Below are 19596 nucleotides of genomic sequence, written 5' to 3'. Positions count from 1 at the left end.
GGGTCCCGGACAAGGCAACCGAGCCATCGACAATGCGGCGGCAGCTCGTCACCGTGCGGCGGCTGAGCAGCGGTATCGAGCAGGCGCTACGCTCGTCGGCGTGCTGCTTTCCGATCGTGACATCCGTGCGGAGATCGCCGCTGGGCGTCTCGGCGTCGAGCCGCTCCTGGAAAACCTGATCCAGCCGTCGAGTATCGATGTGCGGCTGGATGGGCTGTTCCGGGTATTCGACAACACGCGGTACACCCATATCGATCCGGCACAACGTCAGGATGAGCTGACCAGCCTTGTCGAGCCCGACGCGGGTGAGCCGTTCGTGCTGCATCCCGGCGAATTCGTGCTCGGCTCCACGCTCGAGGTGTGCACGTTGCCGGACGATCTGGCCGGTCGGCTGGAAGGCAAGTCCAGTCTCGGACGGCTCGGCCTGCTGACGCACTCGACGGCGGGCTTCATCGATCCGGGCTTCAGCGGCCACATCACACTGGAACTGTCGAATGTGGCGAATCTGCCGATCACCCTGTGGCCGGGTATGAAGATCGGTCAGCTGTGCCTGTTGCGCCTGACCAGCCCCGCCGAGCACCCCTACGGCAGCACCAGCGCGGGCTCCAAATACCAGGGCCAGCGCGGACCGACCCCTTCCCGGTCGTATCTGAACTTCCCGCTGCCCACTTAGTCTGTGACAGTGCGGGTTTCGGCGGGCCGGAAATAGTCGCGACCAGCGGCAGCGACCCGTACGCATCGGCGTCGATCCGAACGAGCTTCCTCGTCTCGCTCGAATCTTGCCGATGCGTACGGGTTTCGGCGCCAGGGCGCAACCCCACTGCCCTTTCGCTGCCTCTTCGCCCACGTCGGATCGCGCGGATCCGGCCCGAAAAACACCCGACCGAGCCCGCCCCTGTCGACTGCCAGTAGAGGGGCGGACTCGGTAGGCCCGGCGGCGGGGACCGACGACGCATTCAGTCCCCGCCACCCGCCCCCACCGCGAGTGCCGTCGTGATGACGACGGATAACGGTGGGAGCGTGTCGCCGCGACTCGGTGGGTTGACCCAGAAGCACCCTTCCCGGGTCCACCGACCGAGCCCGGTCGGCAACATCACGGCACTGCCGATGGCCGGTATGCCTATATCGAGACGGTTCAGCACCTCCAATACCTGCGCGCCCGGCCGACTGTCCGGCTCGGCGAGGAAGCTCCAGCGAATCTGCCTGGCCAGCATCGGGCCCCTCGTCCCGTGCTGTTCCAGTGCGGCCCTGACCTTTTCGGCCCGAATCGTCGGCAGATGGACAACGCAGACCCGGCCGGTGATGGGCAGCATCACGAACCCGCCGCGTTCGGTGACCGGTAATCCGAACTCGTGCCGGTAATAGGCCACCCAATCGTCGACTGTTCTGAGTTTCTCCACGTTCACGGCCAACTCCTTGCCTCCTCGTGTCCAAGGGTCCTGTGCCGGACGGCGATTCGGGAATTGCCCACCCGCTCGCCTTCTACTGCCATTCCGCTGCCTCTGATAGCGGACGGCTTTTGCCTGTGGCCGCACTCACAAAGCGCTCGTACCCTGGGAAGGAGTTCGTTCGGAAGGGATGACGTCGTGGTCCGGCAGTGGTCAGGTAAAGAGGCCCGTGCCCTTCGCGATGCCAGGCGGATGAGTATCCGGGAGTTCGCGGCGCATCTGGGTGTGCACGAGCGGCTCGTATCGAAGTGGGAGGCCGGCGGCGCCCGGGTCCATCCACGTCCGGTGAATCAAGCCGCCCTCGATACATCCCTGGCCAGGTCCGACGATGTTGTGCGGGCGCGGTTCGCGGCCATGATCGATCAACCTGTATTCGATCGACCGGCCGCGCCCGGATTCGACAGGCGGGCCGATGCGTCGGCTCGCCCCAATTATTCGAGTGACGCGGATCTTTTGGCTCTCATAGACGCCGGTGCGATGAGAGGTGATGCGTTAGCGGCGATTTCGGAGAGGGATCTGATCATGGCGGCTGCCCATGAGGCGAGCGAGCATGCCGGCCAGGCCGAGAGCACCAATGTGGGTGCCACCACCTTGGAGCAGCTCGATGCCGATGTCACGCGCATCGCGAACGAATATGTGCACATCCCGCCGGTACCGATGATGGTGGAGATGCTGCGAGTGCGCCGCCGGGTGTACCGGCTGCTGGAGGGGCATCAGCGCCCTGCCGATACCAGCCATCTGTATCTGCTGGCAGGCACGCTGTCGGGACTGCTCGCCAATGCGAGCACCGACCTCGGCTATCTCGATGCCGCGGGCGAGCAGATCAGAGCGGCCTGGGCCTATTCGGAATTGTGTGGTCACAACGGGTTGCGCGCCTGGACCCGCGGCATGCACGCGCTGATCGAATACTGGTCCGATCGACCGCGTCGGGGGGTGCTGCTGGCACAGAGCGGGCAGGATTTCGCCGAATCGGCCACGGCCAAGGTTCGACTATTGAATATCGAGGCCAGAATCTGGTCTCGATTGGGCAGTGACGCCGATGCCGATCGCTGTATCCGGGCCGCCGACGATGCCCGCGAGGTGTCCGATACCGACTCGCTGCACGACGAGGTCGGCGGCGTCTTCGGCTTCAACGAGGCCAAGGCCCATTACTACGCTGGCGCGACCTATATCCATCTCGGTCAGGCCGAACCCGCGTTGGCCGCGACGCAACAGGCTATCGAGTTGTATGCGAACGGTCCGTCCGAGCGGCGTTCCTACGGCACCGAGGCGATGGCCCGGGTCGACAGCGCCGCGGCGCATCTGATCAACGGCAGTCTGGACGGCGCGGCCGCCGCGCTGGTTCCGGTGCTCGGCCTGGCCGAGGACAAGCGCATCGCCCAACTGGAGGAACGGCTCGTCGGGCTGCGGCGGCGGATCGCCGGACCGGAGTTCCGCGACGCCGTCGAGGCGCGGTTCCTCGACGAGAAAATCGAAGAGTTCTGCGGAACCACTGCGGCCAAAGGCATCCCGCCGGGCAGTTGAGCGACTCGAAGCCTAGAGAGCGCTGGCGGGCGACGCGTCGTATTCACATCACCACAACCGAGCGAGTCTTACGAGCGACCGTTCGAGACACCGGGGCCGCGAACACGCAGCGCGAAGGCGCTGCCATTAGACACAGTGACGTGGATTAACCAGTTGCTCGGGATGGCACCATAGGCAGCGTGAGTCCTAGCCATTTACCGCATCACCCGCCGCGCGTGCTGGAGCAATCCACGAAGCTGCAGAACGTCCTCTACGAAATTCGTGGACCGGTGGGCGCACATGCGGCACGGCTGGAGGCGGAGGGGCATCGCATCCTCAAGCTGAATATCGGCAATCCCGCGCCGTTCGGGTTCGAGGCGCCCGATGTGATCATGCGCGACATCATCGCCGCGCTGCCGTATGCCCAGGGCTACTCGGAATCAAAGGGCATCCTGTCGGCCCGGCGCGCCATCGTGACCCGCTATGAGCTGGTCCCCGGCTTTCCCGAACTCGATGTCGACGACGTCTACCTGGGCAACGGCGTCTCCGAGCTGATCACCATCACCATGCAGGCGCTGCTCGACAACGGTGACGAGGTGCTGATCCCGGCGCCCGACTATCCGCTGTGGACCGCCATGACCAGCCTGGCCGGCGGCACTCCGGTGCACTACCTGTGTGACGAATCCAACGGCTGGCAGCCCGATATCGCCGATATCGAAGCCAAGATCACCGATAAGACCAAGGCGCTGCTGGTCATCAATCCGAACAACCCGACCGGTGCGGTGTACTCCACCGAGGTGCTGCAGCAGCTGGTCGACCTCGCGCGCAAGCATCAGCTGCTGCTGCTCGCCGACGAGATCTACGACAAGATCCTCTACGACGACGCCAAGCACATTTCGCTGGCGACGCTCGCGCCCGATCTGCTCTGCCTGACCTTCAACGGACTCTCCAAGGCCTACCGGGTCGCGGGCTACCGCTCCGGCTGGTTGGCGATCACCGGACCCAAGGAGCATGCGGCTGGTTTCCTCGAGGGCATCGATCTGCTCGCCTCGACCAGGCTTTGCCCGAATGTGCCTGCGCAGCACGCGATTCAGGTGGCACTCGGCGGACATCAGAGCATCGAGGATCTGATCCTGCCCGGCGGCCGACTGCTCGAGCAGCGCGATGTCGCGTGGGAGCGGCTGAATATGATCCCGGGCGTTTCCTGTGTGAAGCCGAAGGGTGCGCTCTACGCGTTCCCGAAGTTGGATCCGAACGTCTATGAAATCCACGATGATTCGAAGCTGATCCTGGATCTGCTGCTGCAGGAGAAGATCTTGATGGTGCAGGGCACCGGGTTCAATTGGCCGAATCATGATCATCTGCGGATCGTCACGCTGCCGTGGGCACGAGATCTCGCGGTGGCGATCGAGCGCTTCGGGAACTTCCTGTCGAGTTACCGGCAGTAGGAACTGGGCGGTCCGAACCCCCTTGTCAGCGTGCGCTGGGCTACCGAATCGCCCCGCTTCCGGGGGCAAAACATACCCGGTGTACGGATAGTTGCGAGTTTTGGTTACTAGCTAGCGCTAAACGAGACTTTTTGTGTACAGTGTCTCTTGGCACTTCGAGTGCCCGGTCAAGTTGTCTACCCCCCCTGGACAACCTGACCTCGGGTTAGGCTGCCTACCCCCCTGGGCGCCAACCTGCGGGCGGCGGAGACATCCCCCTGCTCTCCGCCGCCCCCTCCCGATTTTCCATTCGGAACCTTTCATGACTCTTCGTCGGTCGCTGCCGGTCCGTGAATCCGATCTTGAAAATGAAATCCTTTAAGCTCGCACCCTGGACTACAGACGAAAAGGTAGGAGTCCGGTGAGCCATGAGTGATCATCACCATCACCACGACCATTCCGGCCCCATCGCGATCGGCGCGACCGCGGCCCGTGTGGTCGTCGGGTTGCTCGCCGCGATCGGTGTCGTGGTCGTGATCGCCGCGATCGTGCTGTGGCCGAGCAGTCAGCACATCGACATCCCGCTGCCGATGCAGAACGCGGGCGGTGGCGCGGTGCAGACCGAAGCCGGAACCGTGGTGATGCAGGACGTCGGCGCGTGCGGGAGCAGTTCGATCGGCAAGGTGTTCATCGATAAGCCCGAGCAGCCGCGCGCTGCGGGCTACACCTGTCAGCGCAGCCTGATCAGCATCGATTCCGGTCCGCACAAGGGCAATCGCACCCTGTTCGAAATCGCGCCCGGCCCAGGACAACCCGATCTGCATGCCGGTGACCACATCCGGATCGTGCGACAGACCGATCCGAGCGGAATGCCGCTGTACTCGTTCGAGGACTACTCGCGCGGGCTGCCGCTGACCCTGATCGTGCTGGCCTTCGTGGTCGTGGTCATCGTGGTGGCGCGCTGGCGCGGGTTGCGGGCGTTGCTCGGGCTGGTCTTCGCCTTCGCGGTGCTCGTGCTGTTCATGCTGCCCGCCCTGTTGGACGGTAAGCCCGCTATTCCGGTCGCGCTGGTCGCGGGTGCGATGATCCTGTATGCCGTGCTGTATCTGGCGCACGGTGTGAATCTGCGCACCAGTTCGGCGCTGCTCGGCACGCTGACATCGATGATCGTCGCGGCGGTGCTGTCCTGGATCGCCATCGAGGTCACCCATCTGACCGGCCTATCCGAGGAACAGAACACCAACGTCGCCACCTACATCGAGCACGTCAGCATTACCGGTCTGCTGCTGGCTGGCTTCATCATCGGTTCACTCGGTGTGCTCAACGATGTGACCATCACCCAGGCCTCGGCCGCCTTCGAACTCGCCGCCCTCGATGAATCCGCTTCGCGCCGCGAGGTTTTCGCCGCGGCCATGCGCGTCGGCCGGGACCATATCGCCAGCACGGTCTACACCCTGGTGCTGGCCTATGCCGGTGGCGCGCTTCCGTTGCTGCTGCTGTTCAGTGTCGCGGGCCGCTCCATCCGCGACGTCCTGACCGGCGATGCGGTCGCCATCGAAATCGCCCGCTCCTCCGTCGGCGGTATCGCGCTGGCCCTTTCGGTCCCGTTGACCACCGCCATCGCCGTCATGCTCGCCCGGCCCTTCGGTCACAAGCCCGAACCCGCGGTTCCCGCGCGGCACTCGCGGCATGCGAAGTCCGAGGCGTCCGCACCTTCCCGTCGCTCGCCGTCCCGCTCCGCCGCCGCTCCCAGCCGCCAGCGGACCTCGACCCCGACCCGGGACGACGAGCCGGGCTCGGCTGCCTGGAACGACCAACCCTCGAATACCCGGGCATACGAACGCAGTCGGGGCTACCGCAGCGCCGACTCACGGGACTACGAACCCGACTACGACACCGACCCGCACGGCTACCGCCGCCCGGATCCGCGCGGATCCTGGGACGACGACGGCCCTGCCTCTCGGTAACCGCCGCCCGGATCCGAGAGCGCGTGGGGCGACGAAGGTCCCGGCCCCTCGGCAACTGCCGCAGGGTTCAGCCCAACTATCCACCGCCCTACACCCTCGCAAGGCAAGTGCGCACCCAGCTACCGGGTGGGCACTCGCCACAAAGAGCGTGCAATACGAGACGTACTGCCGCATTACCTGCTCGGCTGGGGAGTGCAGGTCACCGGTTCAGCGCTGCGCGGGTGGCGGGAAGGGGAGGATCACGGGCGGAATCGTGGGCACCACGATCGGCGGAAGTCCTGGCACGACAATGGTGTTCGGGCCGGGCGTGGGCGAGGGCGGCTCCGTGGTCGTCGCACGGTACGGGGGCGGTGCGGCCACCGACTCGGCGGACTCGGTGGTGCTGGCCGGTGCGACGGCGATCTGCGGGTCCAGGGTGGTGGTGCGCGGCGGGTTGGTCGGCGAGACCGAGGTCGGGTGGTCACTGCTCTGCGAATCGCGCGTGAGAACCTGTGGGCCGTAACCGAGTCCGAGTCCGATTGCCGCGACGACAGCCAGTGCGCTGACGGTAAGCACCGCACCATTGATTTCCCGCTTGCCGCGGCGCCGTTTGGGCGGTGCGGATAGCCAGGCGGGTGAGAGCTCATCGTCATCGAGCAGCGAATCCGCGACGGGCGCGTGCTGCTGCGGGGTCTGGACGACCGTGCGCACCGGACGCGCCATCAGTGCGGCACCCCGGGTGACCACCGTTTCCGGGCTGTCGGGCACGATGACCGGCACACCCATCCAGCGTTCGAGGACCTTGGCGATCAGCGGAATTCGCGCGCAACCGCCGATCGCGAGCACACCGTGCACCGGACGATCCGAGCGCACGATGACATCGCGCGCCATCCGCGCCGACGATTCGATCGCCAGCATGATGAGGGCTTCGAAATTCTCCTGGGCCAGCAGCACCAGCCCTTGTTCGCTGGGCAGCGCCACGGCGGTATTCGAGGACAGTTGCTCTTTGGCCTCGCGGCACAGTGCGTCCAGGGCGGCCAGCCCCGCCGAATCCGGCGGATGCGCGATCCGGCCCGAGGCGATCTGCTGTTCGCGGATCAGCGAATCCAGGTAGTCGCCGCTGATATCGCTGGTGCGCTCGCTGTGGCGGATCTCACGGGTCTGGGTGTCGACGACGCTGACCGTCAGTCCGGAGCTGCCGAGGTCGTAGACGACGAGTGAGGAGATGCCGCGGATATCCCCGGTGGCCTGCGCGAATTCGACCGCCGCGACAATTTCGGGCACCAGTTCGTAATTGGTGAGCTGCTGCCGCGCCATGGCGGCGCGCAGCGCCTTGGCATGCTGCTCACTGCGGTAGGCGATCGCGGTGGCCGCGATACCTGGCATGGATTCCAGCGTCACGCCGATCGCCTCGGCGGCCAGCTCCTCCACTTGATGCTCGACGACCGGAATGGTCTGCAGATCGAAGGAATGCGGAGCGATGGGGCCGTGGGGGCTCGCGGTGTGTGGTCGCGCCATACGGACTGCGCCGGCCCCCACCGAAACTCCCAGAACCGAACTCATCAGCTGCCCATCCCGTTTCACACATCACGACATGCGAGCCTGCGCCGCCCGCCGGGGGATCGGCCCGCTCTCGGGACCCTACCGCCGACGTCCGACAGACCCGAAGGCAGGATCTGATCGTCCCGGCGTCGCCCCCGCGTCGCAGGCAACTCTACGGTGTGCCGAGTCCGGCGTACACCCATCCGGCGTCTCTCCAGGTGGCTCGATTGAGACAGTTGCGACCGTCGATGATCGACCGTTTGCGAACCACCGGATCGAGGTCTTGCGGACGCAATGCGACGAATTCGTCCCACTCGGTCAGCACCAGCACCACATCGGCGCGATCGCAGGCCTCGGTGACCGAGGTCGCGTAGTTCAATGTGGGGAAGACCCGTCGCGAATTCTCCGCGGCCTTCGGGTCGTACACCGTCACCACTGCGCCGTGCAGCTGGATCATCCCCGCGACATTGAGTGCGGGTGAGTCACGCACATCGTCGGATTCGGGTTTGAAGGCCGCACCCAACACCGCCACATTGGCGCCGAGCAGCGATCCGCCGCAGGCCCGCGCGGCCATATCGACCATCTTGGTGCGGCGGCGCATATTGATGTTGTCGACCTCGCGCAGGAAGGCCACCGCGTGATCGGCGCCGAGTTCGCCGGAGCGCGCCATGAACGCGCGAATGTCCTTGGGTAGGCAACCGCCGCCGAAACCCAGTCCGGCATTGAGGAATCGGCGGCCGATGCGCGCGTCGTAGCCGAGTGCGTCGGCCAGCATGGTCACATCGGCGCCGGTCGCCTCGCAGACCTCGGAGACGGCGTTGATGAAGGAAATCTTGGTCGCGAGAAAGGCATTCGCGGAGACCTTGACCAATTCGGCGGTGGCCAGGTCGGTCAGCAGGAACGGCACCTCGGCCCCGATCAGGTCCGCGTAGATCTCGCGCACCAATTCCTCGACCCAGGCGGCGCTTTCGCGTTCGCGATCCACGCCGAGTACCAGTCGATCGGGACGCAGGGTGTCCTTCACCGCGAAACCCTCACGCAGGAACTCCGGATTCCACGCCACCTCGACCGCGGCGTCGGTCAGCGCGCGGGCCCGCGTACCCAATGCGGCGGCGGTTCCCACGGGCACCGTCGACTTCCCGACGATCACCGACGGCCGCTCCAGCAGCGGTGCGAGCGTATCGACCACGGCGTGCACATATTTCAGGTCCGCGGCGTACTCGCCCTTTTTCTGCGGTGTCCCGACCCCGAGGAAATGCACCTGGGCATGGTCGGCGGCCTCGGCGTACGAGGTGGTGAAGCGCAGCCGACCGGCGTCCAGGTTCCGGCGCAGCACCTCCTCCAGCCCGGGTTCGTAGAACGGCACCACACCATCGGACAGCTTCGCGACCTTGCCCGGATCGATATCCACGCCGATCACATCGTGTCCGAGCTCGGCCATGCACGCCGCGTGCGTGGCCCCGAGGTACCCGGTTCCGAAGACTGTGCATCGCATGATCGATTGATAGGTCCCGTCGATGGCCACCCCACGTCAGCGAGGCAAGGGTCTCGGCAACAGCAGATGTACATGTGGCGACATGAATGACGGGTAGCCTTCTGGCCTGCGTAAACTCATTCGATGACGGCCCGGTTACGATCGATCTCGTGCGACGCCAGCGCAGCATCCGGGCCCGCAGCGCCTGGGTGGTGCCCGGCGTTGCGGTGGTGCTGCTGATCGCAGGTCTGTGGCCGGTTTACGTCCGGCCGCAGGTGGATGTGCCCGCGAAGGCCGATGCGATCCTGGTGCTCGGCGGCGCGCACGATGGGCGCGAGAAGCTGGGGTTGCGGCTGGCCAGTGCGGGGTACGCGCCCCGGGTGCTGTTCTCGGACCCGTATGAGAACAGTGCGCTGATGAACCGAATCTGCCACAGCCGCTACAGCTTTCAGGTCACCTGCTTCGATCCGTCGCCGCGCACCACGCGTGGTGAAGGTCGTGAACTCGCTGGACTCGCCGCGGCGGAAGGGTGGCGTCGAGTCATCGTCATCACCTTCACGCCGCATATCTCGCGGGCCCGCTACATCCTCGGGAAATGCTGGGACGGTGAGGTGCTGATGGTGGATCCGCAGCCGCGCCTTTCGGTCCCCAGGTGGGCCTACGACTACGTCTACCAGTCCACCGGATACGTCAAGGCATTCTTCGAAGACTGCTAGCTTCTGGCCACCGGTACGCCAACCACCAACCCTCCTCTCCCGCAGCGGAACCCATCGAATCAGCCCGCGCCAGTCCCTGTAACGACCCATGGGTACTTCGCGACTGTGAACATGGGTGTTCGTAATCCTGTCCACGGGGACCCGACAACCGTCCGAATTGACCAGGCCCATTGCGCGTCTGCCCATTTCAGGCATGGCGGCAGGAGCAACAGGGGAGACCGTGCAGATTATGCGGATGCCAGGCAAGGGGCGCCGATGGCGCGCCGGTACAGGACTGGTGCTGAGCATCGTGGCACCGGCACTGATCGTCACCGCGTGCACGGCTGACCACCAGAATTCCGACACGACACGCTCCGGCGCCGCGACGGCCACCTCGAGCAGTGCCTCGAAGACGCCGCCCCCGACCGCCACTGCGGCAGCGGGCAATCGCGGCGAGGCTGAAGGAAGTCCGGGCAGTGGGGGTGGAGCAGGCACAGGGCAGACGGTCGGTGCGCAGCCCGGCGCCTCAGGCGGCACCGATACCTGCGGTGCGACTCTGTGCGGCACCACCGATCGGCAGCCCGCGCCCGGTGCGCTCTGGGACCCCTGCGATATATCCGCCGCAGATATCACCGAGCAGGGATTCCGCTCCGACCGCAAATCGGCGCTCAGCGGATCCGGGGGCGTGAGCGACAAGAGCTGCCGTTGGCAGTCCCTCACGGGCAAATCCGAATTGACGGTCACGTCGACCCGGCAGACGGTGGAGGAATTCGAGCAGAGCGGGAGCTATGTGGATTTCAGTCCGCTCTCGGTCGGCGGTCGAGCGGCCTACCAATATCGTGCGGCTCAGGACACGAACAAAATCGGGTGCTACGTCGGCATTCCGGTGCCGTGGGGCCAAGTCGCGTTCGTCACGCGGAATATACAGCCCGACGCGCCCGAAGAACCGTGTGCCGCGGCGCGGCGTCTCAGCGGTGCTCTGATCGGGTATCTGCCCTGAGCGACTCCCCGTGCGGGAGGGTGAGGCAGCCGAATTCGATGACGCGCCCGCATCATCGGGTGGACACTGAAATGTTGGGACCGGGATGGTGAGAGCTTCCCGGTCCCAACGCTGTTCCGGCTACATGCTGGGGCCGTGCCGACCCCGGCCTCGGTCGGCGCGCGGGCTCGCGTGCCCGATGCGGCCCTCGAAGACTGCTAGCGCCCGAAAGTGCAGGCGGATGACATCAGTTTGATTTCCGGCGTGAGACAGATGTACATTGTGTCTCGTGGGGCCGCAGAGCGACCCGATGCAATGACGCAGATCCCTCCGGGAGGGCAGATGGATTACGACTGGTCAGCGGCCGATCTGGACTTTCGCGACGAGGTTCGCGCATTTCTCGGCGAGAAGCTGACGCCGGAGCTGCGGCGGGCCGGGCGCTTGGCGACGAGCGTGTACCCGGACCACGAGGCGAGCATGCAATGGCAGCACATCCTGCACGAGCGTGGCTGGGCCGCACCGGCCTGGCCGGTGGAGCACGGTGGCTGCGATTGGAGCCTCACCCAGCACTACATTTTCAATCGCGAGTCGATGCTGGCCGGTGCGCCGTCGCTCTCGCCGATGGGCATCCGGATGGTCGCGCCCGCGATCGTCGCATTCGGTACGCCGGAGCAGAAGGCCTTCTATCTACCGCGCATCCTGACCGGGGAAGTCTTCTTCTGCCAGGGCTATTCGGAACCGGAAGCCGGTTCGGACCTGGCCTCGCTGACCATGGCCGCCGTCGACGACGGCGCCGATTTCGTCTGCACCGGCAGCAAGATCTGGACCACTCATGCCACCGAGGCGAATTGGATCTTCTGCCTGGTCCGGACCTCGCGCGAGGGGAAGAAGCAGCAGGGCATCACCTTCCTGCTGATCGATATGACCACACCGGGCATCGAGATCCGCCCGCTGGTGATGACCTCCGGCGAACAGGTGCAGAACCAGGTCTTCTTCGATCACGTCCGGGTGCCGAAGGCCAATGTGCTGGGTCGGATCGATGACGGCTGGACCGTCGCGAAATATCTGCTCGTGCACGAGCGCGGCGGTGCGGCTGCGCCGATGCTGCAGGTCATGGCCCAAGATGTGGCCACCGCGGCGGCCGAGCAGACCGGACCCGACGGCAATCCGCTGATCGATGACGCGGCATTCGCGGCGAAGTTGGCGGAGGCTCGAATTCGCACCGAGGTGCTCGAAATCCTGGAGTACCGCACGCTTTCGGCGATGGCGCAGGGCAAGAATCCGGGTCCGGCGTCCTCGATGCTCAAGATCCTGGCCACCGAATTGAGTCAGCGGCTCACCGAATTGGCGCTGGAGGCGGCCGGTCCGCGCGGCCGCGTTTATCAGCCGCATGCCACCGCGCCGGGCGGGCCGATCGCCGAATTCACCCCGCCCGCCGACGAATATCGCAGCGGCGCGGACTGGCAGGCGGTCGCACCGCTGCGCTACTTCAACGACCGGGCGGGCTCGATCTACGCGGGCAGCAACGAAATTCAGCGAAACATTCTCGCCAAGGCAGCATTGGGGCTCTGATGGACTTCACCTTCACCGATGAGCAGGAACTGCTTCGCGACGCGGTGGCCGGATTCCTCGGCGCCCGTTACGAACTGGACAAAAGCCGGGGCGCGGCGAAATCCGATGCCGGTTGGCAGCCGAGTGTGTGGCGCGGATTCGCCGAGGAGCTGGGCATTCTCGGGGCAATCCTGCCCGAGCGGGTCGATGGCATGGGCGGTGGTCCGGTCGAGTTCATGATCATCACCGAGGAACTCGGCCGTGCGCTGGTCGTCGAGCCGTATGTCGACACCGTGGTGGTCGGCGCCGGTCTGCTGAATCGCGCCGGTGGCGAGCGTGCGGATTCGGTACTGCGCCAGATCGTTTCCGGTGCGGCGCGGACAGCGTTCGCGGCGCTGGAGCCGAGCTCGGGACAGACGCTGCACGACGTATCGACCACCGCGCGTCGCGATGGTGACGCGTGGGTGCTCGATGGCGTCAAGACGGTCGTGACCAGTGCGCCGCTGGCGACGCATCTGCTCGTTACCGCGCGCACCGCCGGTGATCGGCGCGACAAGGACGGAATCTCGCTATTCCTCACCGAATTCGATACCGCTGATCTGCCCGCCGGTGTCGAGGTGCATTCGTATCGGACGATCGACGATCGGGTCGGCTCCGATATCACCTTCACCGGCTTCCGATTGCCCGCCGATTCGCTGCTCGGTGCCGAGGGTGCGGCATGGGACGCGATCGATGCGACGGCGGACGAGGCGATCGCCGCGATCGCGTCCGAGGCCGTCGGCTGCATGCGAAAGGTATTGGCGGACACCGTCGAATACGCCAAACAGCGGCAGCAGTTCGGTCAGCCGATCGGCAGTTTCCAGGTGCTCCAGCATCGCATGGTCGATATGTTCATCGAGCTCGAGCAGGCAATTGCCGCGGTGTATCTGGCCGTCTACTCGTTGGGCGCGGCCCCGGCGGACCGGGCGCGGGCGGTCTCGGCCGCGAAGGTCACCATCGGCCGGGCCGCGCGCTACATCGGCCAGAACGCCGTGCAGCTGCACGGTGCCATGGGCATGACCGAGGAACTCGCGATCGGCCACTACTTCAAGCGCCTGACCGCGATCGAATACGAATTCGGTTCCAGCGATCAGCATCTCGCTCGATATGCGGCGCTGACGAGGCCCTAGCCGTGTCCGACGAGGCGGCGGTCGTATCGAAGCCGGTGCGTGCGGATGTGATCGACCTCGCGCACCGCTGGTTCCTCGACGGCCGCCGCATCGATATGCAGCAGCTCGCGCGCGAACTCGGCATCGGCCGCGCCACGCTCTATCGCTGGTGGGGCAGTAGGGAAGTGGTGATCGGGGAGGTGGTGTGGCGGGTGATCGCGGAGGCGATCACCCGGGTCGAGGCGCGCGGTTACGGTGCGCCGGCCGCACGTTTCGTCCGCAATTTCGGCAAGCTCGCCGATACCGTGCGCACCTTCGAACCGCTGTCACGCTTCGTCGCCGAGGATCCTGAGTACGGACTGCGCGTCCTGACCTCGCGTTACACCGTTGTACAGGCCCGCATGATCGATTGGGCCGCAGAGCGTTTGGCCGGGCTGCCCGATCTGGATCCGCGTATCGAGCTCCGCGATCTCGCCTATGCGATCGTGCGTATCGGCGAAGCTTTCGTCTGGAGCGATGTCATCACCGGTGACCCGCCGCAGTCCGAAAAAGCGACCGCCATGGTCGAGCTGCTCGTCTCCGCCGCATCCGGCAAGCGCTGAACCGTAGTCAGGAGCCGAATTGTCCTATAACACTATTACTTACCGCGTCGCGGATGCGATCGCCACCATCACGCTGAATCGACCCGAGGCGCGCAACGGTTTCACCACCGAAATGGCCGATGAACTCGGGGCCGCTTTCACCGCCGCCGATAACGACGATGCGGTCCGTGCTGTCGTATTCGCCGCGGCGGGAACGGATTTCTGCGTCGGGATGGACCTCACGGCGGGCGGTTCCGACGAGGATGTCACCGCGCCCGACTGGGTCGAATGGTCCACGCGTGTGGTTCGGCCGATGACGAATCTCGACAAACCCGTCATCGTCGCGATGCAAGGTGCCGCCGTCGGTGTCGGCCTGTCCATGACGCTCGCCGCCGACTTCCGCCTGGCCGCAACCGATTCCCGCTTCGGCTTCGTTTTCGCGCGCCGCGGCCTCTTTCCCGAGGGCGGATCGCTCTGGTTCCTGCCGCGCATTGTCGGCTTGGCCAAGGCCAAGGAATGGATGATCACCGGCCGCGTCTTCGGCGCCGACGAGGCATTGGCCGCCGGTCTGGTCACCAGCCTGCACGCTCCCGAAGACCTGCTTCCCGCCGCTCGAGCCCTCGCCATGGAACTGGCCACCCAGGTAGCCCCCGTCTCCATCGCCGCCATCCGCCGCGGCCTGGTAGCCATGTCCGGCGACAAAACCCCCGAAGACGTCTTCACCCTGGACGCCCGCCTCATCTCCTACGCCTTCTCCAGCCCCGACCTCCGCGAAGGCATCCTCTCCTTCCTCCAAAAACGCCCACCCACCTTCACCGGAAAAGTAGCCACCGAACTCCCGTCCCTGGACGATTGGTTGGCGTAGGACCGGGCGGTCAACGAAAAGCGAGCGGCCCGGGTGCGCAATGCGCACCCGGGCCGCTCGCTGGTTTCCGCTTACCCCTCAGTTCTTGCGGCCGGGGGCCTTGGCGCCGGATTTGAAGCCGAGGCCGCCGGGCTTGGCGGGTGGGGGTGCGACGGCTGGGGTGCCGTTGCCGTTCGCGGGCTGGGCCGGTTCGTCGGCGGGTTCCGTTGCGGCTTCCGGGGTGGCGGAGGCCGGTTCGGCGGGAGCCGGGGCGGCCGTGCCGGGGGCCTTGGGGCCGGGGCGTTTGAAGCCGGACTTCATGGCCAGGCCCTTGGCGGGGATGGACGGCTTGGTTTCGGTCGAGGTCGAAACCGGTTCGGTGGCGGGGGTTTCCGCTACCGGGGCCGCATGGGCGGGGGCCGAGGCTTCCGGTGCCTTGGCTCCGGGTGCCTTTGCCGCGCCCTTCATGGCCAGCCCCTTGCCCGGTGCCTTCGCCGGACCCTTCATTGCCAGACCCTTGACCGGCGGTGTCGCCGGTGCCTCGGCGGCGGGTGCTGCTTCGGTGGCGGCGTCGGGAGTTGCCTTGGCGCCGGGCGCTTTTGCACCGCCCTTCATACCGAGGCCCTTGCCCGGTGCCTTGGCGGGACCCTTCATGGCGAGGCCCTTGACGGGTGCGGCCGGAGCCGACGCCTCTGCCGCGGTGTCCTCGGCCGGAGCCGGGGTCGCCTTGGCTCCGGGTGCCTTCGCGGCGCCCTTCATACCGAGACCACCACCCGGTGCCTTGGCCGCACCCTTCATACCCAGACCACCGGGTGCCTTGCCGCCGCCCTTCATCGCCAGACCGCCACCGGCCGGAGCCGCCTTCGGTTCGGCGGGCGCTTCGGCCGCGGGTGCCGGTTCGGGTTCGGCGGCAACCGGTTCCGGCTCGGGGGCCTGCTTCGGTTCCTGCACTACGGTCAGGTTCTCGGTGAGCTTCGACGGGTCGACCCGGTCGATGGCGTCGAGCATCAACTGCGCGACATCGACGACCTCGACGCCCTGACCGACCTCGCCGCTGTCCTTGCGTGCGGTGACACCGTCGGTGAGCATGACGCGGCAGAACGGGCAGCCGGTCGCGATCTTGGACGGTTCGTTGCCACCGTTCAATGTGGACAGCGCCTCGTCGACGCGATCGATATTGATCCGCTTACCGAGCTGCTCTTCCATCCACATCCGCGCGCCACCGGCGCCACAGCACATGGAACGTTCGCCGTGCCGCGGCATTTCGACGAGGGTGGAGCCGGAGGCCTCCATCAACTCGCGCGGTGCGTTGTAGACCTTGTTGTGCCGGCCCAGGTAGCACGGGTCGTGGTAGGTGACATTCTGCGATACCGAGGCGACCGGGATCAGCTGCTTGGTGCGCACCAGCCGGTTCAGCAGCTGGGTGTGGTGCACCACCTCGTAGGTGCCGCCGACCTGCGGGTACTCGTTGTTCAGCGCGTTGAAGCAGTGCGCACAGGTGACGACGATCTTCTTGCGTGACTGCTCGACACCCTCGAACACCGAGTTCAACAGTTCGATGTTCTGCTGCGCGAGCTGCTGGAACAGGAATTCGTTACCCGCCCGGCGCGCGGAGTCACCGGTGCAGGTCTCGTCGGCGCCGAGCACCATGAACTTCACGCCCGCGGTGGCCAGCAGCTCCGCGACGGCCTTGGTGGTGCGCTTGGCGCGATCCTCGTACGCACCCGCACAGCCGACCCAGAACAGGTACTCGTACCCGTCGAAGGAGTCCGCATCCTGGCCGAAGACCGGGATCTGGAAGTCGAGTTCGTTGATCCAGTTCAGCCGGTCCTTGGCGTTCTGGCCCCAGGGGTTGCCCTTGTTCTCCAGGTTCTTGAACAAACCGGCCAGCTCGGAGGGGAACTCCGACTCGATCAACACCTGGTAGCGGCGCATATCGATGATGTGATCGACATGCTCGATATCGACCGGGCACTGCTCGACGCACGCACCGCAGGTGGTGCAGCTCCACAGCACCTCGGGGTCGATGATGCCGTTGACGTCCTCGCCGCCGACCAGCGGACGCTCCGCCTCGGCCTTGGCCAGTTCGGAGATCTTGGCCAGCTTCGCCTCGTTGGGCTTGCCGTCGCCGTCGACCAGGCCGATCTCGTCGCCGCCCATATCCTTGCGGCCACCGGCCAGCAGGTACGGCGCCTTGGCGACACCGTGGTCGCGCAGCGACATGATCAGCAGCTTGGGCGACAACGGCTTACCGGTATTCCAGGCCGGGCACTGCGACTGGCAGCGACCGCATTCGGTGCAGGTCGTGAAGTCCAGCCAGCCCTTCCAGGAGAAGTCCTCGACCCGGCCCGCGCCGAAGGTGTCGACGTCGGGGTCGGCGGTCTCCATATCGACCGGCTTGCCCTTGGACATCATCGGCTTCGCCGCGCCCAGTGCGACGCCGCCGTCGTCCTCACGCTTGAAGTAGATATTGAAGAAGGCCGCGAACCGGTGCCAGGCCACACCCCAGTTGATATTGCGACCGACCAGCAGCAGGAAGGTGCTGCCCGAAACCATCTTGATGAACGCGAATATGGCGACCATGGCCACGCTGGACGGCAGCAGCTTGGCCACCTGCATGGTGAAGAAGTCGGTCCAGGCCTCGGAGTGGCCGTAGGTGGCGATCTTGCCCGCCTTCACCATGACCATGCCGATGCCCTCGAGGAACACGATCGCCTCGATGACGTAGGCCGGGGCGAACCGGGAACCACTGAATCGCGACAGTCGCGCGGGGACCCGCGGGTGGTTGAGCTGGCGAATGGCGATCAGCACCAGGATGCCGATCACGGTGCCGATGCCGAGCAGTTCGTCCCACAGGTGGTAGATGCCCCAGCCGCCGATGACCGGCCAGTGGAATTCGGGATCGAAAGTCTGCCCGTACGCCTCGAAGTACAGGATGAAACCGCCGAGGAAGCCGATCATCACCAGCCAGTGCGCCCAGCCGACCGTGCGGAACTTGTTCATCCGGGTGTGGGCGAGGAATTCGACGATCATCGTCTTCAAGCGCGGGAAGAAGGGTCGCCAACGATCCGGCGCGGGCTGGCCGATCATGATCGCGCGGGTCATTTTGCCGACGCCACCGACGAATGATGCCCAACCCAACAGGCTGAACGCCACACCAATCGTGCCCAGCGTCAATGTCAGGGCATTCATGTCGCGACCTTTCTTTAGAGGCAACACGAGCGTGGGCGGCGATCTCGCCACCCGGTTGGCTCGTATCCTAACTGCAGGTAAGTTACCCACCGGTAACTTACCTGTCTATCGTACGATCGGCGGTTGGCTCCTGCCCCCTCTTCCTGGGGCTTGACCTGTTTTTCGCCTGTGATGGATTTCACGAAGATCGCGCGATCCGGGTGTGGTTCGGGGCGACAACCACCGTAAACAATGCTCGGTGCCCGATCGGCGGTAAGGACAGGCTTATGTCACGCCGAGATCACAGTGGGAATAGTCGATCTCGCATCTTCATGTCGGTTCGATTACGCTCACCACGTTCTGTTTGATGTGCCTGTCTTTCACACTGCTCGGGGAGAATCCGGGGTCCGACCACCTCGGATTGATGAGCGCTCTCGCGTGTACGGAAGCGGCGCGCGGACAACCTGATGATGGATTGGAAACTGAATGAATCTCCGCAGCACCACCGCGGCTGCCACGATGGTCATCGGCGCGATGACCATCGGATTCGGAGTTGCTCACGCCGAGCCAGCCCCCGCGGCAGCTCAACCGATCAGCTACTCCGTCAAGCTCGTGGACAAGACGGTCGTCGCCACGCTGAAGGGGGGGACCTTCGAGCTGACGAAGTCCGACGAGGAATTGAAGGAACCTGACCTCTACACGGTCAAGGACGAACTCGGCAACACCGTCATGTCGGCACCGCTCGACGTCAATGTCGACCAGACCCCGGTCGACGTCAAGCCGGTTGTGAAGGACGACGGCAAGGTCCTCGAACTGACCCCGGACCAGAGCGTCAAGGTCGAGCAAAAGGTGAATACGGTCAACGCCGTCGCCAAGCCGATCGCCTCCCCGGATGAAGACCAGCGGGCGATGAACGAGTTCTCCACTCAGTTCGGCATCGCCACGGCGGTGGGCGGCTTCGTCGGCACCGCCATCGGTGTCGTCGCCGGTGGTGTCATCGGCTGCATCCTCGGCCTGCCACTGCTCGGTGTCGGCTGCATTCCGGCCGCGATCGCGGGCGCGGGTATCGGTGGCATCCTCGGCACGCTCGCCGTCGGCGGTCCGATCCTGACCCTCGCGGGCATCGACCTGGTCAACACCCTGCAAGCGGCACCCGGCACCACCAAGTTCGCCGAGAAGTCGGTGCCGGCCCAGCAGCCTGCGTCGGCCCAGCAGCCGGTGCCGGCCCAGCAGCCGAACTGATCTCGATCGAAACTCGACCGGCCCGCTCCAACCAGGAGCGGGCCG

General features: G+C 65.6%; 14 protein-coding genes and 1 pseudogene. 11 read left to right on the top strand and 4 right to left on the bottom strand.

Annotated features, from left to right (window positions below; genetic code table 11):
- Positions 1-100: 100 nt before the first annotated feature.
- Positions 101-673: a dCTP deaminase gene (gene dcd, locus ACQPZ2_RS42495; protein WP_433523474.1), complete on the top strand. Its 573-nt coding sequence runs from the start codon at positions 101-103 to the stop codon at positions 671-673.
- A 283-nt stretch (positions 674-956) separates the two neighbouring features.
- Here dcd and ACQPZ2_RS42490 read toward each other — a convergent pair whose 3' ends face one another.
- Positions 957-1406 carry a hypothetical protein gene (locus tag ACQPZ2_RS42490; protein WP_063044860.1) on the bottom strand — a complete coding sequence of 150 codons (450 nt, stop codon included), beginning with the start codon at positions 1404-1406 and terminating at the stop codon, positions 957-959.
- A gap of 234 nt (positions 1407-1640) precedes the next feature.
- Here ACQPZ2_RS42490 and ACQPZ2_RS42485 point away from each other — a divergent pair, with 234 nt between their 5' ends.
- From ACQPZ2_RS42485 to ACQPZ2_RS42475, 3 genes and pseudogenes are all read left to right on the top strand, one after another.
- Complete coding sequence (locus ACQPZ2_RS42485) at positions 1641-2972, top strand: helix-turn-helix domain-containing protein (protein ID WP_433523473.1); 1332 nt, start codon at positions 1641-1643, stop codon at positions 2970-2972.
- 170 nt (positions 2973-3142) lie between these two features.
- The gene (locus ACQPZ2_RS42480) at positions 3143-4399 is read left to right on the top strand and encodes a pyridoxal phosphate-dependent aminotransferase (protein WP_433527678.1); all 1257 of its coding nucleotides are present in this window, start codon (positions 3143-3145) and stop codon (positions 4397-4399) included.
- Between the two features lie 407 nt (positions 4400-4806).
- Positions 4807-6075 (top strand): annotated as a pseudogene (locus tag ACQPZ2_RS42475) (YibE/F family protein); the annotation flags it as partial.
- 477 nt (positions 6076-6552) lie between these two features.
- On the opposite strand, the gene ACQPZ2_RS42470 reads toward ACQPZ2_RS42475, so the two are convergent.
- Both ACQPZ2_RS42470 and ACQPZ2_RS42465 read right to left on the bottom strand, forming a co-directional pair.
- Positions 6553-7887, bottom strand: coding sequence for an Hsp70 family protein (locus tag ACQPZ2_RS42470; protein ID WP_433523472.1), 1335 nt, complete (start codon positions 7885-7887; stop codon positions 6553-6555).
- A gap of 151 nt (positions 7888-8038) precedes the next feature.
- Entirely contained in the window at positions 8039-9361 is a 1323-nt protein-coding gene (locus ACQPZ2_RS42465) for a UDP-glucose dehydrogenase family protein (protein ID WP_433523471.1), read from the bottom strand.
- A gap of 149 nt (positions 9362-9510) precedes the next feature.
- Here ACQPZ2_RS42465 and ACQPZ2_RS42460 point away from each other — a divergent pair, with 149 nt between their 5' ends.
- The 6 genes from ACQPZ2_RS42460 (at position 9511) to ACQPZ2_RS42435 (ending at position 15159) form a co-directional block, all read left to right on the top strand.
- Positions 9511-10056 carry a YdcF family protein gene (locus ACQPZ2_RS42460; protein ID WP_433523470.1) on the top strand — a complete coding sequence of 182 codons (546 nt, stop codon included), beginning with the start codon at positions 9511-9513 and terminating at the stop codon, positions 10054-10056.
- Between the two features lie 235 nt (positions 10057-10291).
- Positions 10292-11035, top strand: a complete 744-nt coding sequence (locus ACQPZ2_RS42455) for a DUF3558 family protein (RefSeq protein WP_433523469.1) — start codon at positions 10292-10294, stop codon at positions 11033-11035.
- 321 nt (positions 11036-11356) lie between these two features.
- On the top strand, positions 11357-12586 hold the full coding sequence (locus ACQPZ2_RS42450; RefSeq protein ID WP_433523468.1) for an acyl-CoA dehydrogenase family protein: 1230 nt from the start codon (positions 11357-11359) through the stop codon (positions 12584-12586).
- Positions 12586-13734: an acyl-CoA dehydrogenase family protein gene (locus tag ACQPZ2_RS42445; protein WP_433523467.1), complete on the top strand. Its 1149-nt coding sequence runs from the start codon at positions 12586-12588 to the stop codon at positions 13732-13734. The genes ACQPZ2_RS42450 and ACQPZ2_RS42445 overlap by 1 nt, the downstream gene beginning before the upstream one ends.
- A gap of 2 nt (positions 13735-13736) precedes the next feature.
- Positions 13737-14315 carry a QsdR family transcriptional regulator gene (locus tag ACQPZ2_RS42440; RefSeq protein WP_433523466.1) on the top strand — a complete coding sequence of 193 codons (579 nt, stop codon included), beginning with the start codon at positions 13737-13739 and terminating at the stop codon, positions 14313-14315.
- A gap of 19 nt (positions 14316-14334) precedes the next feature.
- Positions 14335-15159, top strand: a complete 825-nt coding sequence (locus ACQPZ2_RS42435) for an enoyl-CoA hydratase-related protein (protein ID WP_433523465.1) — start codon at positions 14335-14337, stop codon at positions 15157-15159.
- Between the two features lie 78 nt (positions 15160-15237).
- Here ACQPZ2_RS42435 and ACQPZ2_RS42430 read toward each other — a convergent pair whose 3' ends face one another.
- Positions 15238-18330 carry a (Fe-S)-binding protein gene (locus tag ACQPZ2_RS42430; protein ID WP_433523464.1) on the bottom strand — a complete coding sequence of 1031 codons (3093 nt, stop codon included), beginning with the start codon at positions 18328-18330 and terminating at the stop codon, positions 15238-15240.
- A gap of 465 nt (positions 18331-18795) precedes the next feature.
- On the opposite strand from ACQPZ2_RS42430, the gene ACQPZ2_RS42425 reads away from it, so the two are divergent.
- Positions 18796-19551 carry a hypothetical protein gene (locus ACQPZ2_RS42425; protein WP_433523463.1) on the top strand — a complete coding sequence of 252 codons (756 nt, stop codon included), beginning with the start codon at positions 18796-18798 and terminating at the stop codon, positions 19549-19551.
- Positions 19552-19596 lie beyond the last annotated feature (45 nt).

The sequence above is a fragment of the Nocardia pseudovaccinii genome (assembly GCF_050942345.1).
Classification (GTDB): Bacteria; Actinomycetota; Actinomycetes; order Mycobacteriales; family Mycobacteriaceae; genus Nocardia; species Nocardia pseudovaccinii.
This window is presented reverse-complemented; position numbering and strand designations above follow the sequence as displayed.

What these genes read in the sequence shown, in the direction of transcription:
- ACQPZ2_RS42485 (WP_433523473.1), top strand. Translation starts at nt 1,641, where the DNA reads ATGAGTATCCGGGAGTTCGCGGCGCATCTGGGTGTGCACGAGCGGCTC.
- ACQPZ2_RS42470 (WP_433523472.1), bottom strand. Translation starts at nt 7,887, where the DNA reads ATGAGTTCGGTTCTGGGAGTTTCGGTGGGGGCCGGCGCAGTCCGTATG.
- ACQPZ2_RS42465 (WP_433523471.1), bottom strand. Translation starts at nt 9,361, where the DNA reads ATGCGATGCACAGTCTTCGGAACCGGGTACCTCGGGGCCACGCACGCG.
- ACQPZ2_RS42455 (WP_433523469.1), top strand. Translation starts at nt 10,292, where the DNA reads ATGCCAGGCAAGGGGCGCCGATGGCGCGCCGGTACAGGACTGGTGCTG.
- ACQPZ2_RS42450 (WP_433523468.1), top strand. Translation starts at nt 11,357, where the DNA reads ATGGATTACGACTGGTCAGCGGCCGATCTGGACTTTCGCGACGAGGTT.
- ACQPZ2_RS42445 (WP_433523467.1), top strand. Translation starts at nt 12,586, where the DNA reads ATGGACTTCACCTTCACCGATGAGCAGGAACTGCTTCGCGACGCGGTG.
- ACQPZ2_RS42430 (WP_433523464.1), bottom strand. Translation starts at nt 18,330, where the DNA reads ATGAATGCCCTGACATTGACGCTGGGCACGATTGGTGTGGCGTTCAGC.
- ACQPZ2_RS42425 (WP_433523463.1), top strand. Translation starts at nt 18,796, where the DNA reads ATGAATCTCCGCAGCACCACCGCGGCTGCCACGATGGTCATCGGCGCG.